The organism is Patescibacteria group bacterium (genome assembly GCA_018897195.1).
Taxonomy (GTDB): domain Bacteria; phylum Patescibacteriota; class Patescibacteriia; order Patescibacteriales; family UBA12075; genus JAHILH01.
The window spans coordinates 205837-228110 of sequence record JAHILH010000001.1; the positions used below are offsets into that span (position 1 = coordinate 205837).

Here is a 22274-nt window from a genome sequence, read left to right on the forward strand (position 1 = left end):
TTTAATACTAAAGTATGCTCTCATTCAGACAATCAAATTTTCCCATCGGACTTGACATATCAGACACCTCGCTTAAATTAGTTCAATTAAGGAAAAAAACCAACAAAATTAAAATTCAGGCGATGGGACGAGTTGAATTGCCTATCGGTACTATTGAAAAAGGTGAAATAAAAAATCAACGTGTTTTTTTGGAATCATTGGAGAAGTTAATTGCTAAGCCAAAATTTGGCAATATTACCACTAATGAAATTGTTGCATGTTTGCCAGAGTCAAAAACTTACATAGAATTAATCAAGATTGCTAAATCATCAAATCAGATTGAAAATGTAATAGAGACTGAGATGGAAAAATATTTCCCCATTTCCGCTAATGAATTATTTTATGATTGGCAAATATTTAGTGAAGATAAAAATAACTATAGTGTTTTAATCGGCGCTGCCGAGAAAGCTGTAGTAACACAGTATATTGCCATTTTTAATAAAGCCAAGCTTTCAACGGTTGCTTTGGAGATTGAGTCTGTGGCCATTTGCCGGGCTTTATTGACCGAGGAGTCACCAAATTTCAAAATTAAGCAATTTAAAAATTACCTAATTATTGATATAGGCTACAATCGTACCAATTTAATAGCCTATTCTGGCAATGCCATTGTTTTTTCAGTAAGCATCCCCGTGTCTGGCAGAGAGATTACAAAAAAAATTGCCGATATTTTAGAAATAAGCGAGGAACAAGCCGAGAAGGCAAAGATAATTTGCGGTCTTGATGAAACAATTGCCAAGGGTATAATTAAAAAAATTCTTGCTAACACCTTAGACGTTGTTAACAAAAGAATTGAGTCTGCTCTAGAATTTTACAATAATAATTATAGTAGCCTTGGGCCGATTAATGAAATAATTTTATCTGGCGGTGGTTCTAATATTAAAGACCTAGATAAAATTATTGCAGAAAATATAAAAATCGAAACAAAAAATGGTGATATTTTTACACACCTAGATAGAGAATTTAGTGATAGTTTTTCTAAAAATTTGATAGAAACCCATGATCTAAAATTAGACAATATCAAGGGGTTAGATGATAAAAAACTTTCAATTAAACAAAGTACCAGCTCTGGATACGCGACAGCTATCGGACTGTCATTAAGAAATATATTTATAGCTAATAAATAAAATGATTACATTAAACATTATCTCGCCAGAATTAAAAAATGAGATCAAATTAAAGTATATTTATCGGATTATTGGAAAGTCTTTTATCTTGATTGGTGTTTTTTTGGGATTCTATGCGATTATTTTAGTCTCTTCAAGAATTGTTCTCAGTTCTTACTTGAGTGAAGTTAGTCAGATGAACAGCACTACCAACGAGTCAACTAACAATACGGTTAAGGCGGTTAATGATGTAAATAAAAAATTAAAAGAAGTCGCCGTTATTCAAAAAGATGAAATAAGTTGGTTAAATCTCTTGGAGTTAATCTCTCAAAATACTTCTAAAGATATCAAATATAATAAAATATCAATGGATAGAAATAATGGGCTTAGCCTCACTGGGCAATCAAAAACCAGGGATGGCCTGATTAAGATAAAAAAATTCCTCGATGAGTCCGCCTTCCTTTCCGACGTCGACTTCCCTATTAGCAATTTACTGGAAAAAGAGAATATAAATTTTAATATTAGCGCCAAAATTAATAATTATGAATTTAAATAATCAAAAACATTATTCAGCTAAGCAAAAAATAACTAATATAATTTTTTTATTTATAGTTTTTTTTGGTGCTTTGTTGTATTTTGCAATTATACCATCAATAGCCGCTATTAATGATCTTGAGGTAAAAATTATTAATGAGAAAATAAACAGTGAAAAAAAATATCAAATTGAAAATAACGCCATTAGTCTAAATAAGAAAATAGGTGAAATTGAACCAAGCGTAAAAACTCTGGAGGAGGTATTTATTAATAAAAACAGAGAATTAGAGTTTATTACCGTTTTGGAAAGTGTTGCGAATAAAAACAATGTAGAGCAAAAAATAAGCCTAACCTCTCCAGCGAGTGAAGATAAAACCGTCAAAGCGACAAAAAACAACAGTGCCAATAAAGAGTCTGGAAATAATAACTTGTTTGTGCCAATGACAATAACCTTAAGCGGTAATTACAAAAATGTAGTGAACTATCTTTCTGAATTACAATCTTTAAAATATTACATCAACATTGATGGATTGGATTTTGTCAGCGGGTCGTCCAACGGCTCCCTGCCTAATGACAATTCTAGCCGCAATCAAATAATTACTTTAAATATAGTGGCAAAAACTTATTGGAAATAATATGCAGTTAAAATTAATAATTTCAAAAAACAACATCGTGAATCTGATAAATCCTATCATATACGCAATAAATATTATTGTTATTATTATTGTAATCATCTTTATTAATAAAAATGTTTATCAGACAATAGCAATCCAAGGCCAAGACTTAAGAGATCGGATTAATGAATCGCCAAATGATATAAACATTGAAGAGTTTAATAAAGTGGTAGATAAAATAAATTACCGCAAAACTAAACAGCAATCAATTACGATTGGAGAAATTTTTTAATATTTTTTGTAAATATTTTTCAAGAGAATAGTTGTTAATATTTTTTGTGTAATTTTTTTTTAAATTCTCAATTTTTTGAGGATTTTTTATTATCCAGTCTATTTTTTTTTGCAAATCAGTCTGGTCGCCAGGATTGAATAATATCCCGCCGATGTCGTGAAGGAGCTCAGTAATGCCGCCAATTCGTGAACCTAGCACTGGTAGTCCGGCTGCCATGGCCTCGTAGATAACTGTTGGTGAATTTTCATAGCATAAAGAAGGAACTATTAAGCAGTCAGCATTCTTCATGATTTCAACAACTTCTTCTTTTGATTTTCTACCAGTAATAATAATATTTTTTTTATTTTTGGTGTTTTCCACGAGTTGTTGCCGATAACTTCCGTCGCCTACAATTTTCAATTCAACTCCATTTATGGTGGCAAGGGCGTTAGCTAAAAATTCAACACCTTTGTATTTTTCTACTTGACCAACATAAAGAAATTGAAAAATATTATTTTTTGGTGTGGCGTATTGTTCAATCTTGTTAATATTAACCGGGTTTGGAATAACGCTCGTAGTTATTTTTTTAAAAAAACCTCTCTTTAGATGCTGGTCTAGTAGCCATTGTGAAGGTGAAACAATTTCTTCGCAAAAGTTAAATAAATATCTAGAAAAGTTCATGTAAAATTTTGCACCAAGACTATCTAGTACTTGTTCTTGTCCGTGCATTATCAAGCCTGATGGGTGCAATAGTTGCACATCATGAAGTATGTGAATATGCCTGGTATTTGTTTTTTTAATTATTAATGGCAGTAAAAAGCTAATCCCCTTTAGATTGTTGGTGATTATTAAATCTGGTTTTTCCTGTGACAAAATATTCTTAACCTGCAAGGCGGTAAAAATATCAAACATGTCATAAAAATGCCAAAATAAGCGAAAAAAAACAGGCATTTTGCCTAGGTTATAATAGCAAGATTTTAAATTATACTTACCAGCGCTGTTAGTAATTTTTTTATTAAATCTGGGAGTGGTTGATATGACAAAAACGTCATGCTTAAGTTCGGCAAGGCCACCATTGATTGATTCAAGGACTATTTCAGCGCCACCGCGCGCAAAGGGTTTATATAAGTTATTGATCAAGCAAATTTTCATACAATTGTAGTTTATATAGTCAGGGTAATTTTTTTAAATAATTTATAGTGCCAAGGATACATTGATAACAGGATTAATGACTGAAAAATATCTACCGTGTCTGGCGTTTTTCCAGTGGTGTATGATAGAGTATAAAAAATTATCGGAAAAAGAAAAATAATAATCTCGTCATTGATGATTTTATTTAAGGTTAGGCCTATGGAATTATTATTGCCATCATTTCTCAATAAAAATAAATGCCACAACGTCATGGCAATAAAAATAAAAAATACCTGTATTAAATCATCTCGTAGAAATTTACCCATGGCAATGGGCAGTGCTGCGTTTACAACTGCGACTAATAATACTGCGGCGATGTCTTTCCGTTTTTCTTTTACTGTTACGTAAACAACAATTTCGTTGGTATCACTGTTGTTGTCATTGTTTATATTATTTTTTTTCTTTAGCTTCCTTTTGTGCTTGAAAAAAAATATAAAAAAAATTGAGAAGATTGCGAGGGGTACTAATGACTTCAGGATGGCGGTAAAAGTCTCAAATCTATCACCTACGATAAAAAAAGTTATAAAAAAAATAACAACGACGATTAGGAAGGCATAATTTAAAAAATCTATTAAAACATCTTTGGCGTTCATATATTATTTTCGGTCAAGGAGTTTAAATACTTCAACCATGCAAAACCCCTATGGTTTGATATTATTAATGGCAATATTTTTTACTATCTTTGTCATTTCTCTTTCCATTTTTTCTTGTCGAAGGCGAATACGAAAAACAAAGTAAAACAAAATTATCACCGAGATGTAAAGCAAAACATTAATACCAGAACTGGAGAAGCCGAAGCTAGCTACTAATTCGTCGACAAGTCGAAGATTTAGAATTATTATCCCAGCGACAAACCAGAAAACAAACCAAAATAAAAATTCCCGCGAATCAATTTGTTTTTTCTTTTTCTGCCAAACAAGTCTAAATAAGAAAAAAAAGATAACGGCGATGGCGATGTATTGTTGTAACATATTTTTATAGTTAATCTAATAATTTTGCCAAAAGCAAGTCCTTGATGATGCGAATGCCGCCGCCGAAGCTTTGACCAAATTCATCGTAGATTACTGTTATTGGCACCTCCTTAATTCTTAATTTATTTTTAAAAGCTTTATAGATAATTTCACTGCAATGAGCCATTCCTCTTTGTGTGATGATTATTTCTTGCAAGGCTTTCCTGTTTAGGGCACGAAAACCGCCTTGTGGGTCTGATAGCGTTCGGCCTAGAATAATCTTGTTCACTAAATGCGCTAAAGGCATGATAATGAATTCTTTCCAAAATGGTAATTTTGATTTTTTGCCTAAAAATCTGGAACCGAAGACGATATCACATTCGTTGTTAATAAGCGGCTGAATCACCTCTTTTATTTCTGTTGCCAAGAATTGTCCGTCGGCGTCAAAGTGAACGACGATGTCGGCACCATTCAACAATGCGAATTCGTTGCCTGTTTGTAGCGCAGCGCCCTGGCCTCTGTTTATTATGTGTCTAAGGACGATCGCATTGGTTTTTTTTAAAACCTCTACTGTTTGATCAATTGAACCGTCATCAACTACAACAACATTGTCGACATATTTTGCCGCCTCATTAACAACGTCTAATATTTTCTTTTCTTCATTCCACGCTGGAATAACGCAAAATATTTTCATAATTTTAAAATCCTATAATTCCTTTTTTAGCTCTAAGATCGTCTATTGTTTTATGTAATCCAGTATCAAGTGTGATAATCGGCAACCAGCCAAGTTCATTTCTTGCTTTGGTTAAATCTGGTAGACACAAAGGCTTCATAAAGAGCACCTCTTCGGCATAAACGATTTTTGACTTTGATTTTACCGCCTCGATTACCTTTCCAGCAAAAGAGGTTAGATTGACCTTAACATCAGAGCCAATATTCATTGGGCCATAAAACTTAGAAGACATCATCTTGATAGCAGCATCAATGCAGTCACTTACATAGCAAAATGATGATGAAAAATTGGCATCACCTTGAATGATTAAGTCTTTATCGTCAAGGGCATTGGTTATAAAATCTGGAATCATTTGGTCATCGCCTAGTGGCATTCTTGGACCAAAGGTTCTAAATATTCTAATAATCTTGGCGTCAATGCCGTATTCTTCACGATAATTCATTACCATTGTTTCAGCAAATCTTTTTCCTTCATCATAAACAGCGCGTTCGGAGAGGTGATCAATTTTGCCGACGTAATTTTCAGGTATTTTTTGCTCAAAATCATCAAAAAGTCCATAAACAACCGATGATGAAAAGTGTAGAAATTTTGCTCCATACTGAACCGCTAAATCTAGGGCATTCTTGACGCCATGAGAATTTACCAAAAGAGTTTCTATTTTATTTCTATTGAAATTTTTGACAGACATCGGGCAGGCTAAATTATAAATTTCTTGAATACCTTGAAATTCTAGCTTGAATTTTTGCAACTCAGGATACTCTTCCAGGACGATTGTCTTTGTTATGTCATGATTGATAAATTCAAAATCAGGGTTGGCTAAAAGATGATCAATATTTTTTTCTTGTCCACTGGAAAAGTTGTCGATACAAATTACTTTAGCATCTTTCAGTAATTCATCACAAAGATGCGAGCCTATGAAGCCGGCGCCACCAATAACTAAAACATTTTTTTTATCAAATATAGCCCTCTTTGTCATATATTTTTATATAAAGTTTAAATAAATTATAATTCAATTGCTGCGACTGAAACTCCGCCATTAAAACTTTCCTCATAGGCATAAAAAGAGGAAACCAGCGTACCGTTGTCGTCGAAAGCTCTGACATGTGGAGCGCCACCAGGCCCAGTCCCTGTGATAATTTCTTTTTGACCATCATAATCAATATCTGCCAAGGAAATATTTACACCACCCTTGAATTGCTCAGCATAGGCAAAAAATTGGCCATGTAGCTTGAAGTGATTGTCAAAGATTTTTATTTGCGGTCCACCACCCTTTCCTGGCGCTGTTATAATCATTGAACGGGCATTTCGGACGCTATCATTGAATGCTCCAACCGCGACGTTTACACCGCCTCTGAATTTTTTATCATAAGCAAAGTATTGTCCTTTTAACTGTCCGTTGTTGTTAAAAATACGTACCTGTGGTCCACCGCCGACGCCAGCACCTGTTACTATTTCAGATATACCATCACCATCAAGGTCGCCAGCTGCGACATTTACACCACCTCTGAAATTTTTGTCATAGGCAAAAAATTGCCTTTTTAATTCGCCTTTATGATTAAAAACTCTAATGTGCGGTCCGCCACCAATACCAGCGCCGACTACAATCTCCGAAAATCCATCACCATCAATATCTGAAACTACTACATTTACACCACCTTTAAACTTCTTATCAAAAGCATAAAATTCTTTTTTTAATTTACCATCACTGCTAAAGATTTTTACATGAGGACTGTTTCCAGTATTTGCGCTAACGATAATTTCAGATAAACCATCTCCGTTGACATCGCCGGTTGCGACATTGACGCCACCCTTGAAATTTTGATCAAAGGCAAAAAATTTATTTAAAATTTTTCCATCTTTGTCTGTCAATAATATCTCACCATTTTTTCCCGATAGCGGGCCAATAACTAAATCAACATTCTTTTTTTGAGAAATATCAAGTACGTTATTAATGGCAGCGTAAACGTTTAGTCTGCCGCTCCCAAGTTTACCGATATAGTTTGGGTTTAAATTATCAATATTATCTGTATTTTTTAGCAATGCGTTAACCACCTCACTTCTTGATAGGTGCGGATTGGCTGCCTCAATCAAAGCAACTGCTCCGGAAACCATAGGCACAGCCATTGAAGTTCCAGCCCAGTAGCCATCATAATTATTGTTAAAAACAGTTGAGCCTGGTTTATTTACAGCAGTACTAAAAATACTAATACCTGGTGCGGAAATATCAATGCACCTACTGCCATAGCCTGAAAAATTTGCTTTTTGATCAAGTGAATCAGTTGCCGCAACACCGATTACCATGTTTTCACCATTTTTACCATCGTAGCAAACGGGATATAGTGGCTCTTTGTCTAAAAAATGGCTACTATCACCTTCCATGTCATTGCCAGCTGCGGCCACGACCACAATACCGGCGTTATAGGCTCGCCTAATAGCGTCTTCTAGGATTGAGCTGTATCCAGCGCCAACAAAGCTTAAGTTGATAATATCAGCTCCGTTTTTAATTGCATAATCAATCGCCCTAACAACGCTCTTTGTATTTCCCTCTCCCTTGCCATTTAAAACACGCAGGGGCATAATCTTGGCATTCCAGGCAACACCAGTAATGCCTAAGAAGTTATTACCACCGGCAGCGGCAACACCTGCTACAACTGTTCCGTGCATGATGCCGTCCTTGGTATAGCCTTCGTCGTATTTAGGATTTGGGTCTGAGTTGTTTTCAACGAAGTCCCAACCATTATAATCATCAATAAACCCATTACCATCATCATCTCTATTATTTTTGGGCACCTCGCCGGAATTAATCCAGATATTATCTTTAAGGTCTGGGTGATTAATTTGTACCCCTGAATCAATAACGGCAATAATAATACTACTAGCATCCCAATGCTCGTCCCATGTTTCCACAGCCTTAATTCTTTTTAAATACCACTGCTTATCAAAATAAGGGTCGGACGGAACAGTGCTGGCCCTATAGATGTTAACATCGTCTTTTTCGGTAAACTTAATCTCAAAATCTGCTGTTTTATTAGCTAAAACCGCAGAAGGATAAAAAAAGTTACCGGCAATGCTAGCCAGCAAAAATAAAATAAAAAAAGATGATATTTTTTTTCTCATAACATCTTTATTATAACACATTAAAAAAGTATTTGGCAATGTTGTTTTTGTTATCTAATTATTGATTATTTCTTGTAGTGTTTCTTCGGCACATTTTTTCCAGCCAAAACTTTTAACCCTTTCTTTTCCATTAATGATTAACTCTTCTCTAAGATCTTTATTGTTTGCAACCTCATCCATGGCCTCGGCAATCGATTTAACGTATTGAGGATTAAATAATCTGGCGGCATTCTCTACTACCTCGGGAATAGAGGAGATGTTGGATGCGATAATTGGTGTTCCGCAAGCCATCGCCTGTAGTAATGGAATCCCAAACCCCTCGTAAACTGAAGGAAAAATAAATGCTAGGGCCCCACTGTACAGCGCGGGTAAATCCCCTTCGTTAACCCAGCCTGGAATTATTACGTCGTGCTCAAGGGCAAATTCTCTAATCATATAATTAACCTCGTCAAAGCCGTAACTAGCACTTCCAATTAAGACTAATTTGATATTTTTATTTTCAGGATTATCGCGCATGATTGCAAAAGCTTCAATCAGGGCTGCGATATTTTTCTTTTTTTCAATTCTTCCAACGTATAAAAAATATTGATCTCTGATTCCGTATTTCTTGAGAATATTATCAACCGTGCCCTGTTCGCTACACTTGGCATATAAAGTTTCATTATACCCATTGTGAACTACTTTTATTTTGCTTTCGTTAACTTTATATTGATCGATAATTTCTGCTTTGCTAAAATGAGAAACAGTTATGATTTTTTTGGCGTGTTTTAGGGCATAGGCTGTTGTCCAACGTAGGTAATCAAGTGTGTTGGCGCGATATTTCCCCATGGTAAAGAGAAGGGCCAGGCCGTTTAATATTTTTCTGATTTTTTTATTTGCTGGACCAATATTTTCTGTCTTGTAGATATTACTGGTTTTATCAAAACCAATATCATGAATGGTGACAACGGATTTTTTAGGATGAATTACTGGTAGAGCGTGCGAGGGGATAAATAAAACGTCCGGTTTCTTGATTAGCATTTCCAGTGACAATCGACCCTGGGTCCAGAAGAATTGAAAAGGCCATTTCAGGATTTTGCCGTGAAAATTATTATGAGGACTTTTTATTTCTTGGTATCCATTTTTGAGGACTTCTGCCTTTTCGACGATGTCGGTATTGTAATCAAAGTTTTCATTCGTTAAATCCAAAAGACCACCAGTTAGCGGTCTGTCGGTATATAATATGTACTGGTTTTCCTTGTCTATTTGGGCAAAGTGCCTAATCAAACTATACGCATACCACTCTGTCCCAGTCTTTCTGATTTTGTTTGCCCTGCTAGCATCAATGCCTATTAACATAAAATTTGTTTTAATTTAATTCACCAAGGATAATTGAAACATTTTCCCTTTTATCGTTTCTTAAATAAATAACATCAATTACTTGTCCTGGTTTGTAGCCACCAATCATATCATTTAACTGATTATTTTTATCAATGTTAACTCCGTTAATTGATATTATAATATCCCCAATTTTTAATTTGGCAATATCGGCGGGACTGGATTTCTTAATAGCAATGCCTTTCTCATTGGCAGTTATCAAGGCCCCATTTTCCGGGTATTTGTTATCAACTGATTTGACTAGGGCGGATAAATTAATATAATTAACGCCTAGGCTAGATTTTTTTATTAAACTCTTATCAAGTAAGCAGTTGATGCATGAAATATAGTTACCGATAAAACCAACCGAGCCGTCGTTGTTGATAAAGGCAAGCAGGTTGCCACTTAAATCAAATAAGAACGATCCATGAAAGATTGGATTAGGGTTGCTCGCTAAGGTTATTTTTTTGAAGTAATCATCACTGGAAGTAATTGCATTATCCTTTTTGTCTGATTTCGATATTATGGTTGAAACCCACACCGACTCGTTCCAGTTTACCGCCATTACCATTTGCCCATTTGCTATATCATTATTCGATACAAAAACATGTACTGGCAAATCTTTAGCATTAACTTTCCAGAATGAGTAAGCTAAGTCTTTATCAATTACAATATTTTCAACATTGAATATTTTTTTATCCTTTGTGATAATTACATAGGTGTCAAAAAGCTCTTTTGTAGTTGAGGCAGTTTTCTTTTTATCTTCAACAATCTCCTTGGGCAAGTAGCCACTCATTACCCAGCCGTCACTAGTGATAACAAATCCTTGTCCCAAGACGTTATCAACTTTATAATAATCTGCCATGGAAAAGTTATTGTTGTTTGGTGTCGAGGTGGCTATTTTTTTGAAAACGCCGACTATTCCATTTTTAACACTATTTGAAGTTTCGATTATTTTTTCATTTTGTTCGACAACTACTTTGCTGGGATTGCTGATGACTAAATTTTTGCCGTCTACAACCGAATTCCTGATGTTAATATCGCCCAACATTGGAATATTAAAGGCATTGTCCATTAAATAAGTTCGAGAAATGATTTGACCAACCACACCCCCACTTAAACCAAAAAAAACTGCTATTAATATAATGATAATCAGCTTGTTGTTCATATTTTTTTATAATTTATTTTATTTAAAATTTAATTTTTAAATTCCTAGATCCATCGCGCCGTCAAAAGAGCTATTGAGACACTTATTAATCCAAAAATAAGATACATTTTAACCTTTTCCTTGCTTAAGTTTCCAAATAGATAGAATCTAATCAACCCAATTAAAACATAAAAACTAATCGTTAATATAAGTCCTAAAATATAGTAGCTTAATGTTAAAAAAGAGATCCCCCAGGCTAATTCTAGCACAATCAAACTTAATAGCAAGCTATAAAAAAAGCTTGTTTGTTTGTTAATTTCACCAGACCAGGATATTTGAAAAACGATTAAAAATACAACTCCGGCTAGAAGTATTATTAATTTCCAAATAGCGATGTCGAGAAAAAGCTGAAGGCCAAAAAAAGATACTGCCATAAAATAAAAGGCGAGAAAATTACCATAAGTGGATAAGTTTTCCATCTTTTCCTTTTGAAACAAATCCAGTTTTAAAAAGTGATAATATAACATCTTGAAATAATAATATAAAAAAATCAAATTAACTAAAAATAGAACATGAACCACCCATTTATTTATAATAAAAAAAGAAACAAAAACAGAGCCAAAAGTGAATAGAATTGGTAATGAAATCGTATTAATTATGTTATCTTTTTTACCTGAAGCATAGGCAAATTGTCTGGCAAGGAAAAAAAATAAAGAAAATATTATCACTAAAATAACAAAAACAGATTTAGGATAAAATGAATATATTTCCAAGAAGATAAAGGATAAAACCGGGACAATTAATGTTAAAAATTTATTGTATTTCATATGATTAATATCATTAGTTTAGCAAAAAATCAAGAAAATTAAAAGGGTCATCTGTCAAGTTAAAAAAAACCGAGCCTTTTTCGCCGGGCCCGGTGATTTTTGTAAATATGTAAATTGATTATTCGTAGAGAAAGCAGATTTTATTCCTAGTCTTAACCAAGTAATATCGAGACACTCTTTTGATAAAGAGCTCAAAATTTCCATTATTAGCTATATCAACCAGACGAAGAGAAATGATTGATACAAATAATAATTTCATAAAGCCTCTCAATCATCACTTGGTATCCAAGGAGCAATTTGTAATCTGCTTACATAATTGAATATAGCAATGAAAAATTAAGAAAAGGTTAAATTTTAAAATTGTTATATTTTTCCCAACATTACGATGGTTATAGAACTACAACTCTGGATTTATGAGAACAATATTTTATTTACCAAATTATTGCTTTCTAACCACTCCAAGATATCCACAATCTGTCCATCTAATTTTTTTTGATTAAAATTCTTTGGTAATTTCTTGGCTAAAAATGCGTGTTTGCGTTTTTTGCGCAACTCTTTCGTTGTAGGAATTGGCTGACCACCTCCACCAAGGCAACCGTCGGGGCATGACATAATTTCCAAATAGCTGTATTTTTCCAAGTGATTAATGATTTTATTAACCTCACCAATCCCCTTCAGCGATGCCAATTCTTTACCACTTTCATTTTGCAACAACAAAACTTCATCTAGATTGTGGATGTTTTGTTTGCCATCGACCTTGGTAATTTGATTAGCCAATTTTAAGCGCCCTAATATTGATGCAAAAACACTAGTGGAAAATAAATCTGCTAATTCATTATTTAGTGAATCGATATTTTTTATTTTGCTTTTAGTTAAATCAAGTTTATGTTTTTTTAATAAAAAAGAGAGTTCACGCAGAGTTAGAACATAATCAACTGGCCACAAGCCATTGAACTGCATTTTCTTTTCCACAATTTCATTTTTTCTTGCCACGCAAACACCGATACTTATTACTGAAATTTTTTCCGGGTCCAGCTTTTGCTTGTCCGCCCAATAAGTTTTTATTAAACCCCCCATAACCATAGCCGGTGATTTAATTTTTTGTAAATTTTTTGCCAAGGCTGGTTGGTATTGTTTGATGTAATTAACTGTAGCTGGACAATGAGAGCCGATCATTACTTCCCCGCCGTTGTTTTCTAAAATGTGTTCAGATTGAAGGTGTGCATTAATCTCGACACCAAGTGCGGAATTAAAAACATAATTAACACCCATTTGTTTTAGAGCGGCTGCCACTGAATTTAATTCTATATTTTTCATGTCAAAATTCTCACCAATGCTAAGCTCCATTATTGGATCTAGAATTACCACCACAGTTTTTTGTTTATCTTTTATTTCCCGTTCCAGGTCCTCGTAATTAGTTTGCTCTTGAATGGCACTAACTGGGCAATGAAGCGCGCATTGACCGCAAAGAATACAGGGATTTTTTTTGCTATCTTTAAAATCAACTTCTTGACCATGGCCTTTGCCACGCATCACTAAGCAGTCAAGTTTTTGTAAGTCCTGACAAGCGGAAATGCAATTACGGCAATCAATACATTGTGTGCCATCAATCTCTAGCGCATTTTTAAGTTTATGAATTTGGCGATTCTTTTTGCGATCAGTAAAACGAACGATTTTAGTTTGGTATTTTTGAGCAAACTCTAATAGCTTGCATTCAAAACGCCAGACGCAAGTCGCGCATTTTTCCACGTGCTCAGCGTAAATCAATTCAATATTTACATTGCGGACTTTTTTAATTTTATCAGATTCGGTCATGATTTCCATACCCGCACTTGCCTTAGTGGAACAAGAGGTTACCAGTTTATTGTTACCTTTCACTTCTACGACACAAACACGACAATTGCCCTTGGCACAAAAATCCTTGTGGTGGCAAAGGGTTGGTATTTCAATTCCATTTCGTTCAGCCACTTCCAAAATAGTCTCGCCCTCCGTGCCAGTCATTTTTTGATTGTTGATTTTAAGTTTAATTTTATTTATCATATAAAAATTATATACACTAATTAATCTTCTTCGCCCGTTCTACCTCACCCCGCCCTCTTTATAATTAGTCGGACGAGGATTACGTTAACCCTCTCCTGCAAAGGAGAGGGATCTATTACCCAACGCCGATTATAAATAAAAAAATTGTTTTTTAAAGGAAGTAATATCTACTAGTTCCCTCGCCCCGCCGGGAGAGGGTTAGGGTGAGGGAACATTAAATATATTTCTCCTCACTATAATATGGATAAACAATCGACACCATGGCTCCAACCAAGAAATACCAAATAAAATCTTCGATTGGAATCCCAATAAATAATATCCCTGACAACTTCTCCAACATCCAGGTGTGTTCAACCCAACCAGGAGAAACGAATATCATCAACAAATAAATCGGCAACGAGATCAATATCATCATTACCCCGCTCATTAAAGATATTTTAATCAAATCCGTACGTTTTATTAAAATGTAAATAATGGCTGTCAAAATTCCAATCGAATTAGCGTAAAAAGAATTCCAATCAAACATTTTGAATAAAACCAATGTGATAATTCCTGTAGAAATTAGTGGAATTGCAATGCGCGCCCAACTTGCCTGTCCTCTGCTTTTAATTTTTAAAAATAATAAATACCAAATCGCTGCAATACCAGCATTACTAAAACCTAATAAAAAATCTTCAACACCGACACGATAGCCGAAGATAGTTTCCGGTCGCCACCAGTCGGCAGTATAGACCAGCCCGAAAGTAACTCCCAAAATGGCATACAATAAACTAATCAATAACAATCTTTGACGATATTCTTTTAATTTGATAAATAAATATAGCCAATAAATAAAAAATAGCAAGCTACCGATTAGATATGTGTATTTATAAGCAATCATATTTTTTTGTCATATCGAACGAAGTGAGATATCGCTTCGACTTTATTATTACAACAAACCATCTTTAAGCGATTTCTCCGCTTCGCTACGAAATGACAAATAAAAATCCTCAGGTATATTCAATTCCTTGGCTGAATATTTTTTTAAAACGTTTTCGATGTAACTATAAATCGGAACATGAACAGATCCGCCTAGTCCACAAAGAGATGATTCTTTGGTGCTGTTTAAAATTACAAAAAACAAAGACCAGTCAATTTCTTTTCTTTTTAAAAATTCATTCAGGCGGTAAGTGCCTTCGCGACATGGCACACATTGTCCGCATGATTCCCGAAAAAAGAAATTAACCCATTGTTTTAATAACTTCATGGGTTCATGTTTTATTAAGCTATGAACTGTTATTGATGCCGAGCCACTGGCTATTCTATTCAATTGACTGCTGTTTAGGATCTCACCACTAGCATCGCCACCAACCTGGACAAAGAAATCGTATTTATGACCATTTTTATCTAAATCAAGCAGATGTTTATTGACCTCGATTAAAACCTGGTTGATGGTCCAATCGGCTGGAAAAGAAAAAACACCTTTATTGCGGACGTCACCATTGATAGTGTAAAAGCGCTTTCCCTTGTATTGATTATGCATAACCAGGCTAATGTCGTAAAAAGTTTCAACGTTATTAACTAGTGTCGGACAGTCCCACAGACCGTTTGTAACCGGAAAAGGCGGTCGAAGTCGTGGTTCAGCCACCTTGCCTTCCATGATATTCAAGAGAGCTGACTCTTCGCCACCAATATAGCCAGCTTTTTCTGGTTTGTGAAAAATCTCGATGTCGTCGTTATGAATTATCGTACGCAAAACTTGTCCAAACTTGCGATACAAACGCGTATTTAGATATAAATAACCTTTGACAGTAATTCGTTTGCCTTTCTGGCTGTATTTGAGATAAGTCATCGCAGTGCGCACACCATCAACAACTCTCTCGGGATAATTTTCGAGGATGTATTCATCCTTATGAACACCAGGCTCCCCTTCACTCCCATTGCAAATCACATATTTTTGAGATCCTTCCGCTAAATCCACCATCTCAATCTTTTTCCAAGTCGGAAAACCAGCCCCGCCACGGCCGGTTATATTTGCCTCCTTAATTTTATTCAATGCCTCCTTCACAAAATAAATTTTCGAATTTTCAAATTTCCAATTTTCGAAACAATTTTCAATAACTTAATTTTCAAACAAAACATTAATAAAATTAATTCCTTGTTTTGAAAATTGAAAATTGGAAATTGAAAATTCTTTATAGTACTACTAAAATTAAAATACTAGAGCCCCTTCTTTTGCATATACTCAACTAAGTCAACTAACCTGTTGGAATAACCCCACTCATTATCATACCAAGCCACAACTTTCAACATATTACCACCAACAACCTTAGTCAATTTCGCATCGACAATAGAAGATGCCGGATTGCCAATGAAATCAGAAGAAACCAATTCTTCATCAGTCACTTCCAAGATTCCACCCAAGCGGGCTGTCTTGCTCGCTTTCTTCAAAGCCGCATTCACCGTCTTCTCATCAACTTTTTTCTTGGTCAAAAATACAATATCACTAACAGACACAACCGGAGTCGGCACGCGCATTGAGAAGCCATCAAACTTGCCAGCGATTCCCGGAATCACCTCACCAGTTGCAATCGCAGCCCCAGTAGTCGTCGGCACCATATTCATCCCCGCCGCGCGCGATCGACGCAAATCCTTATGCGGACCGTCAACTAGATTCTGATCAGCAGTATAAGAATGTATCGTAGTCATCATCGCCTTCTCAACACCAAATTCTTTCTTAATAACCGCCACAACTGGCGCCAAACAATTGGTAGTGCAAGAAGCATTAGAAATCACGCTATCTTTTTTGGTTAATTTATCTTCATTAACACCCAAAACAATAGTTTTAATACCCTTGCCCTGTGCCGGAGCTGAAATAATAACTTTTTTCGCACCTGCCTTCAAATGAAGACCAGCACTTTCTTTAGATCGAAATCGACCAGTAGATTCAATAACCACATCAACATTCATCTTACCCCAAGGCAATTTTTCCGGTTCCTTTTCAGCGAACACTTTATACTTCACACCATTAACCAACAATCCATCCGCAACCGCCTTCACCTCACCATCAAAATCACCATAACAAGTGTCATGAAGCAACAAGTGCGCCAAAGTATTGATGTCAGTCAAATCATTGATAGCCACCACATTAATATTACCCCCCTTCAACAAAAAAGCCTTAAAAACAGCTCTTCCAATTCGGCCAAAACCATTAATGGCCACATTTACTTTTTTCATAGATATTAGGGATTTATAGTTTTACACAGCAAACATATATATCCGATTAAGTTTATAATTCTGGTTAAATTATAGCATAATTTATTAAAAAACAAAAAACTGGGTTATTTAATCCAGTTTAAACATGATAAATTTAAGAAAAACGTAATTTATTTTATGGGCAGGTATAATATTCGATAACTTGTTGGACATACACTTCACACCCTCCAATAAAAGACGGTGAATTTCCACCACAGGATGTTGCTTCATTTTTTTTCGCCCACTCATACCCCGCGAAGTGCCCTGTTCCATCCCTATATGGATTTTTTGGATAGTAGCATACCGTGCAATTACCTTCTTCACAATAAGTTATATCCTTCGTCTTTGAGCATCCTGCGAGCATTGTGACCAAAATAATTATTATAAAAAAATTTTTCATAAAATGATTTGCACCGCTAGAGTCTCCCAAATGAGACTCTAGCGGTACCAAAAGGAAGAGAGGTTTTAATATTTTAGATTAAGAGACTTTTATGTGTTAAAATTCCAATTTGCGAGATACTTCTGAGGCAAAGATTTGAACCCCTATTACCTGAAATTAGTTGCTTAATTTTTTTTCAATTTCCTCGAATAATTTTTGGATATTATCATTTGTAGTTTTATCCAATTCAACGTCCGTACCATTTTGGCAACATTCCAGAAAATTCTTAGCAAGCAAAACTTTATCTTGTTTTGTGGTTTTGACATACTCTGAATTTGCCCCCGTGTAGATATTATTCTCATCACCAAGAACATATTTTTTAAAGTCTGTTGGCGAAAAAATATCTTCAACACTTCCTGTCTTGCTTATAATTGTGAGGATTACATCTTTTGTTATTAGCCAGTTATTTATAAGATTTTTTTCGCCATCTTTTTTACCCTTGTCATTGTCATAAAGATAAACAACCTTTCCGCCCCATCCATGTATAATGGTGCCAACAATTGGCATATTTCCGGAGCCACCACCAAAAATAAAGTTCACACTATTATTTTTAAAAATTTTTTTGAAAGCGTTTAGATAATAAACATCCGAAGGACCTTCAACTACAACGTTGTTTACTTTATCTAGCGCAGATATTCCAGCATTTAACTCTAACCCAATAGCCGTTAAAATTGGCGTCAAAGTTTCTTTATCCGCTAAAGCGTGAATTTTATTTTCAATATGTGTTCCTAGTTCATTGGTGCGGTGGACCAATCGTACCCTGTTCAACTTCTCAGCTTCCAATAAATATGGGGAATGTGTGGAAAAAATTAACTGAACCTCTTGTGCAGAAGCTTCAAGTTTGCCTAAAATATCTTCTTGCGCCTTGGCGTGTAAAAATAATCCTGGCTCGTCAATTAAAATAATATTTGGTACGTTTTCATTTGCCCTAGCTGAAACTTTTATATAAAATGCAAGATGCCATTGTCGCCCCTTACTTCGCAGAGTTGGCTCATAAGGGTAGCCATCCTCCTTTATCCAAAAGTAGAGATTTTCTGAATCCCAAGTGATGCTTAAATTTGAAATATCCTGCGTCCAAAATTTCTCGAAATCATTATTAAGCTTAATGTTTATGTCATCTTTGTGTTTTTCTTTTACTCTTGCGTCAGCACCCTTTATTGTGGTTATTTTTAAATCGCTAATAATTGACAAATCTTTAATCCATTCGCTACTCTCTAATTCTGTAAATGGAATTTTGTTTGGAAATATATCTTCAAATGAATTAAACAGAATAAAATTTGGTATATATTTTTTTAACTCTTCTAAAAAATTTATTTCGTAGGACAAATTTTTCTCAAGATCATTTATCTCTGTTTCTATTTCTGTCAGTAGTTCTAAAAAATTATCGCGGTCATTTTCGTCAATATGAGATATGTTTGGCGCAGCGGCCTCCTTGAAGCTAATAAAGAGTGTTTTTTCGTTAGTAAAATTTAAAAATTCAAAATCAAACAAATCACCACCTAGTGCCTCATAGCCCAAGCGGATTGTTTTTATCTTGCTCCATTTATCCATTATTGTTTTTTTAGTTTTCTCTATTTCTTCGTGGCTAAAAATTTCTTTTTGCGAGGTGCATTGACCAAAAGAATAGTTATCTGGGAAAGTTTTTATTAATTCAATTTCAACATCACTTGCAACCTTGAGCGGATTTTTTATTTCCTGAAGAATTTCATTGATGTCATTTTTTTCTATTATAAAAGAGATTGAAATTTCTGGCGTGCTGTCTGGAGATTTTATTGGTTTCGCAGATTCTCTTATTTTATTATTTGTGTCAAAATCCTCTAATGCTTCAAGAATAGTCGTTTTACCAGATTCATTTTTTCCTGCGAGAATAGTAATCGTATCTGTTAAGTAACAATCACCGCTATCAGTAATGGACTTGAAATTTTTAATTCTAAATTTTTTTAACATCATAGAGCTTGTGTTAATTTTTTTATAATTAAGTAAAAAAACGGGTCATATCCAATTGTTTATAAATAGTGAAATTATAACAATAGTATATATTAATAACTTTACATTAGCAATAAAATTACCGTTATGCAAGAAATGGTGGCAAAAATTGTAAAAATGCCAATTTTCGGATAAGCGAAAACAAAAAAAATAGAGACACATTACTGCGTCTCTATTTCTATATAAAATGTATATTACTTCTTCAAAGCGTAACCGTTATCAACTCTTTCAAACTTATCTCGATTCATCAAAGCTAGAATAATTGTAGCCTTTTTGACGATTCTTTTCTCCAGAACTCTATCAATAATCTCATCACGGGTCAAAGGTGATTCTTTTTCAAGAACTTCTTCAATCACGTCTATAACATTTCCTTTCTTAAATCCCCAATCTTTCAGTCCGTACAAGCCACGGCCTACTAAAACGTATTTCTTATCCAATATCAATTCATTATGAACTGTCGCTGCATTTGCTGACTTAAAATCAAATTTAATTTCATTGATAATATCGGCAATCTTAGAAAAATGGATTGGTTCTTTATAATTTTTCAAAACTAAGTAAATCTTATCATTGATAGTCTTTGGCTTAATTTCTCTCCAGTTGTGAACACCCCAATGACCAAATTCATTTTGGGCAATTTTTCGAGATGATCTCAAAACTGAATATAAAACTTTGTTGTTGTTAATTATGTCATGTGACTCTTTAAAAAACCTAGACTTCAGAACCTTGGCAGTATTCAAACTGTTTTCCCTTTTCAATTTTTCTTCGTGTTCTTTAAATTTCTCTAAGCTTTTTGTTAAGTCAATCAAATCATCAGTATTGTGTACCTTTTCAGATTCAGCAATCTTGTTGTGAATTTCTTCAGCTAATTCCTCAAGATAATTAATCTTTTGGTATTTTAATTTGTATAATTCTTTGAAATGTTTGGAATTCAAAACTTCCTCAAACTCTTGGTGTAGTAATTTGGTAATCAAGAAATTGATATAGTTCTTGTGAATTTCTTCATCAGCAATATCAAGATTGATAGATGATAATGAATAACCCACTAAAACCTCCATCAAAAACTCTTTTTCCATCATACCACCATGTTCCTCTAACAATTGGAAAATGATTTTTTTCAAACTGGAAATATAATTATCCAAGTTTTTTAAACTCTGCAATCTTTTGATACTAGATGTTTCGATCTGTCTAATTCTCTCACGAGTTAAATTATGAACAGTACCGATCTTTTCTAGAGTTTCTTTTTCGGCATTACGAAGACCGTAACGTCGCAACAACACATCCCTCTCCCTTTCAGAAAGTTCTTTGAACAGATTGTTGATAATCTCAATTGTATCTAGATTGTCGATAACCTCAGCTTTTTGCTTGTCGATTATTTGATCTAGGATAGATAATCCTTCCATATATTTTTGCATTCTCAAGGCACGGGGAGCTTGCAAAGTTAAATAAATAAAATAAAAAATTTCAAAATGTAAGAGTTGACTTTTAAACAACTTTCATAAGTTTCCAATAATATAGCATAAAATTTTGGATTAGTCAAGTGTATTTAGCTCATTTTGCCAGCTAAACAAATTTGGCGAAAAATAAGCTAATTTTAGCAATAAATTTTTAGAATCCAAGGTACTGAATTTCCTCATGCAATTGAATTTTGTATTTGTCGCGAACTTTTTGTTTGACAAAACTAATCAAGGTTATTACATCTTTGGCGCTTGCATCACCAGTGTTGACGATGAAATTGGCGTGCTCTAGGCTAATTTTGGCACCGCCAATCTTCTTGCCACGTAAATCAAGCTGATCAATCACCCATCCGGCGGCAATTTTGTTATTTTTAATTATGCCCTTCTCCGTGGCAGTCTCGTATAGGTCTATATTCTCTGCCTTGATAAAATCAGCGTCAAAGTTTTTAAAAACAGAACCGGCGCTAGGTAGTCTTGGCTGTGTCTTGCCTCGGTGTTCAATATATTTGCCAACTAATTCCTGTATCTCACCTTGTTCGCCCTTTTTTAATTTTAAAAATATTTTCCAGATAATATATTTTCTTTCCTCTTCCTTGAAGATGCTATCACGATAGGCAAATAGACAATCTTTACTGCTTAATATCTCCATTTTATTTTTTTCTAGGTTAAAAACTTCTACTATTTCTACAGTATCAGCAATTTGTCCGCCAAAAGCACCGGCATTGCCGCGAACGGCGCCTCCAATTGAACCCGGAATACCAGCCGCCCACTCTAGGCCAGACAAGGATTCTTTGGTGGCCATAGTCACAGCTTTGGAAAGGCTAGCGCCAGCTCCACATTCCAATCTGTCACCGCGCATAATTAAATCATTATTTTGCAGGCGAATAACTACTCCATCAAAAACGTCATCATTAAATAAAACATTGCTACCACCTGCCAAGATTAACCATTTTAATTTTTCCGCCTCAATCCAGGCAAAAACATCTTTTAATTCCGTATCGTCGCCCACCTCAACATAAAAACGAGCAATGCCACCGATTTTAAAAGTAGTGTAATTATTTAATTTTATATTTTCTTGAATGTTCATAATGTTATTTTTTCTCCGTCATCCCCGCGAAGGCGGGGATCCAGGTACCTAGTATCTTATTTTCAGTATAAGGATAATTAAAATTTAAAATGTATTTATTATTATCAATATTTTTATTAAGACGAGTTTCTATAGTTATGTACCCAAGGTCA

At 34.5% G+C, this 22274-nt stretch carries 20 protein-coding genes; 3 read left to right on the forward strand and 17 right to left on the reverse strand.

Features of this window, described 5'->3' with window-relative positions:
• The first annotated feature begins 14 nt into the window (after positions 1-14).
• Genes pilM through pilO form a run of 3 tightly spaced genes read left to right on the forward strand, consistent with a single transcriptional unit; the run spans position 15 to position 2311 of the window.
• Positions 15-1163: a type IV pilus assembly protein PilM gene (gene pilM / locus KKD45_00930; GenBank protein ID MBU4309068.1), complete on the forward strand. Its 1149-nt coding sequence runs from the start codon at positions 15-17 to the stop codon at positions 1161-1163.
• A 1-nt stretch (position 1164) separates the two neighbouring features.
• Positions 1165-1698 (forward strand): hypothetical protein, encoded by a 534-nt coding sequence (locus KKD45_00935; GenBank protein MBU4309069.1) that lies wholly within the window; start codon positions 1165-1167, stop codon positions 1696-1698.
• Positions 1685-2311, forward strand: coding sequence for a type 4a pilus biogenesis protein PilO (pilO, locus tag KKD45_00940; protein ID MBU4309070.1), 627 nt, complete (start codon positions 1685-1687; stop codon positions 2309-2311). Before KKD45_00935 ends, pilO begins: the two co-directional genes overlap by 14 nt.
• Before the next feature lie 244 nt (positions 2312-2555).
• On the opposite strand, the gene KKD45_00945 is transcribed toward pilO, so the two are convergent.
• From KKD45_00945 to murB, 17 genes are all read right to left on the reverse strand, one after another.
• Entirely contained in the window at positions 2556-3713 is a 1158-nt protein-coding gene (locus tag KKD45_00945; GenBank protein MBU4309071.1) for a glycosyltransferase, read from the reverse strand.
• 11 nt (positions 3714-3724) lie between these two features.
• A complete protein-coding gene (locus tag KKD45_00950) occupies positions 3725-4345 on the reverse strand; it encodes a hypothetical protein (protein ID MBU4309072.1) in 621 nt (206 codons plus the stop codon).
• Between the two features lie 48 nt (positions 4346-4393).
• Positions 4394-4723, reverse strand: a complete 330-nt coding sequence (locus tag KKD45_00955) for a DUF2304 family protein (GenBank protein MBU4309073.1) — start codon at positions 4721-4723, stop codon at positions 4394-4396.
• A gap of 10 nt (positions 4724-4733) precedes the next feature.
• Entirely contained in the window at positions 4734-5396 is a 663-nt protein-coding gene (locus KKD45_00960) for a glycosyltransferase family 2 protein (protein ID MBU4309074.1), read from the reverse strand.
• A gap of 4 nt (positions 5397-5400) precedes the next feature.
• Positions 5401-6411, reverse strand: a complete 1011-nt coding sequence (locus KKD45_00965; GenBank protein ID MBU4309075.1) for a GDP-mannose 4,6-dehydratase — start codon at positions 6409-6411, stop codon at positions 5401-5403.
• 26 nt (positions 6412-6437) lie between these two features.
• Positions 6438-8552 carry a S8 family serine peptidase gene (locus KKD45_00970; GenBank protein MBU4309076.1) on the reverse strand — a complete coding sequence of 705 codons (2115 nt, stop codon included), beginning with the start codon at positions 8550-8552 and terminating at the stop codon, positions 6438-6440.
• Between the two features lie 54 nt (positions 8553-8606).
• Positions 8607-9890, reverse strand: a complete 1284-nt coding sequence (locus tag KKD45_00975) for a glycosyltransferase family 4 protein (GenBank protein ID MBU4309077.1) — start codon at positions 9888-9890, stop codon at positions 8607-8609.
• 10 nt (positions 9891-9900) lie between these two features.
• Positions 9901-11076, reverse strand: a complete 1176-nt coding sequence (locus tag KKD45_00980) for a PDZ domain-containing protein (protein MBU4309078.1) — start codon at positions 11074-11076, stop codon at positions 9901-9903.
• Between the two features lie 44 nt (positions 11077-11120).
• A complete protein-coding gene (locus KKD45_00985) occupies positions 11121-11882 on the reverse strand; it encodes a hypothetical protein (protein ID MBU4309079.1) in 762 nt (253 codons plus the stop codon).
• Between the two features lie 118 nt (positions 11883-12000).
• On the reverse strand, positions 12001-12141 hold the full coding sequence (locus KKD45_00990; GenBank protein MBU4309080.1) for a hypothetical protein: 141 nt from the start codon (positions 12139-12141) through the stop codon (positions 12001-12003).
• 152 nt (positions 12142-12293) lie between these two features.
• Positions 12294-13922 (reverse strand): (2Fe-2S)-binding protein, encoded by a 1629-nt coding sequence (locus KKD45_00995; GenBank protein ID MBU4309081.1) that lies wholly within the window; start codon positions 13920-13922, stop codon positions 12294-12296.
• 214 nt (positions 13923-14136) lie between these two features.
• Positions 14137-14802, reverse strand: coding sequence for a hypothetical protein (locus tag KKD45_01000; protein MBU4309082.1), 666 nt, complete (start codon positions 14800-14802; stop codon positions 14137-14139).
• A 48-nt stretch (positions 14803-14850) separates the two neighbouring features.
• Entirely contained in the window at positions 14851-15957 is a 1107-nt protein-coding gene (locus tag KKD45_01005; GenBank protein MBU4309083.1) for a hypothetical protein, read from the reverse strand.
• A gap of 164 nt (positions 15958-16121) precedes the next feature.
• Positions 16122-17138, reverse strand: coding sequence for a type I glyceraldehyde-3-phosphate dehydrogenase (gene gap, locus KKD45_01010; protein ID MBU4309084.1), 1017 nt, complete (start codon positions 17136-17138; stop codon positions 16122-16124).
• A gap of 574 nt (positions 17139-17712) precedes the next feature.
• A complete protein-coding gene (locus KKD45_01015) occupies positions 17713-19545 on the reverse strand; it encodes an AAA family ATPase (protein MBU4309085.1) in 1833 nt (610 codons plus the stop codon).
• 230 nt (positions 19546-19775) lie between these two features.
• Positions 19776-20981 (reverse strand): hypothetical protein, encoded by a 1206-nt coding sequence (locus KKD45_01020; GenBank protein ID MBU4309086.1) that lies wholly within the window; start codon positions 20979-20981, stop codon positions 19776-19778.
• Positions 20982-21186: 205 nt separating this feature from the next.
• Positions 21187-22122 (reverse strand): UDP-N-acetylmuramate dehydrogenase, encoded by a 936-nt coding sequence (murB, locus tag KKD45_01025; GenBank protein MBU4309087.1) that lies wholly within the window; start codon positions 22120-22122, stop codon positions 21187-21189.
• Positions 22123-22274: the final 152 nt, after the last annotated feature.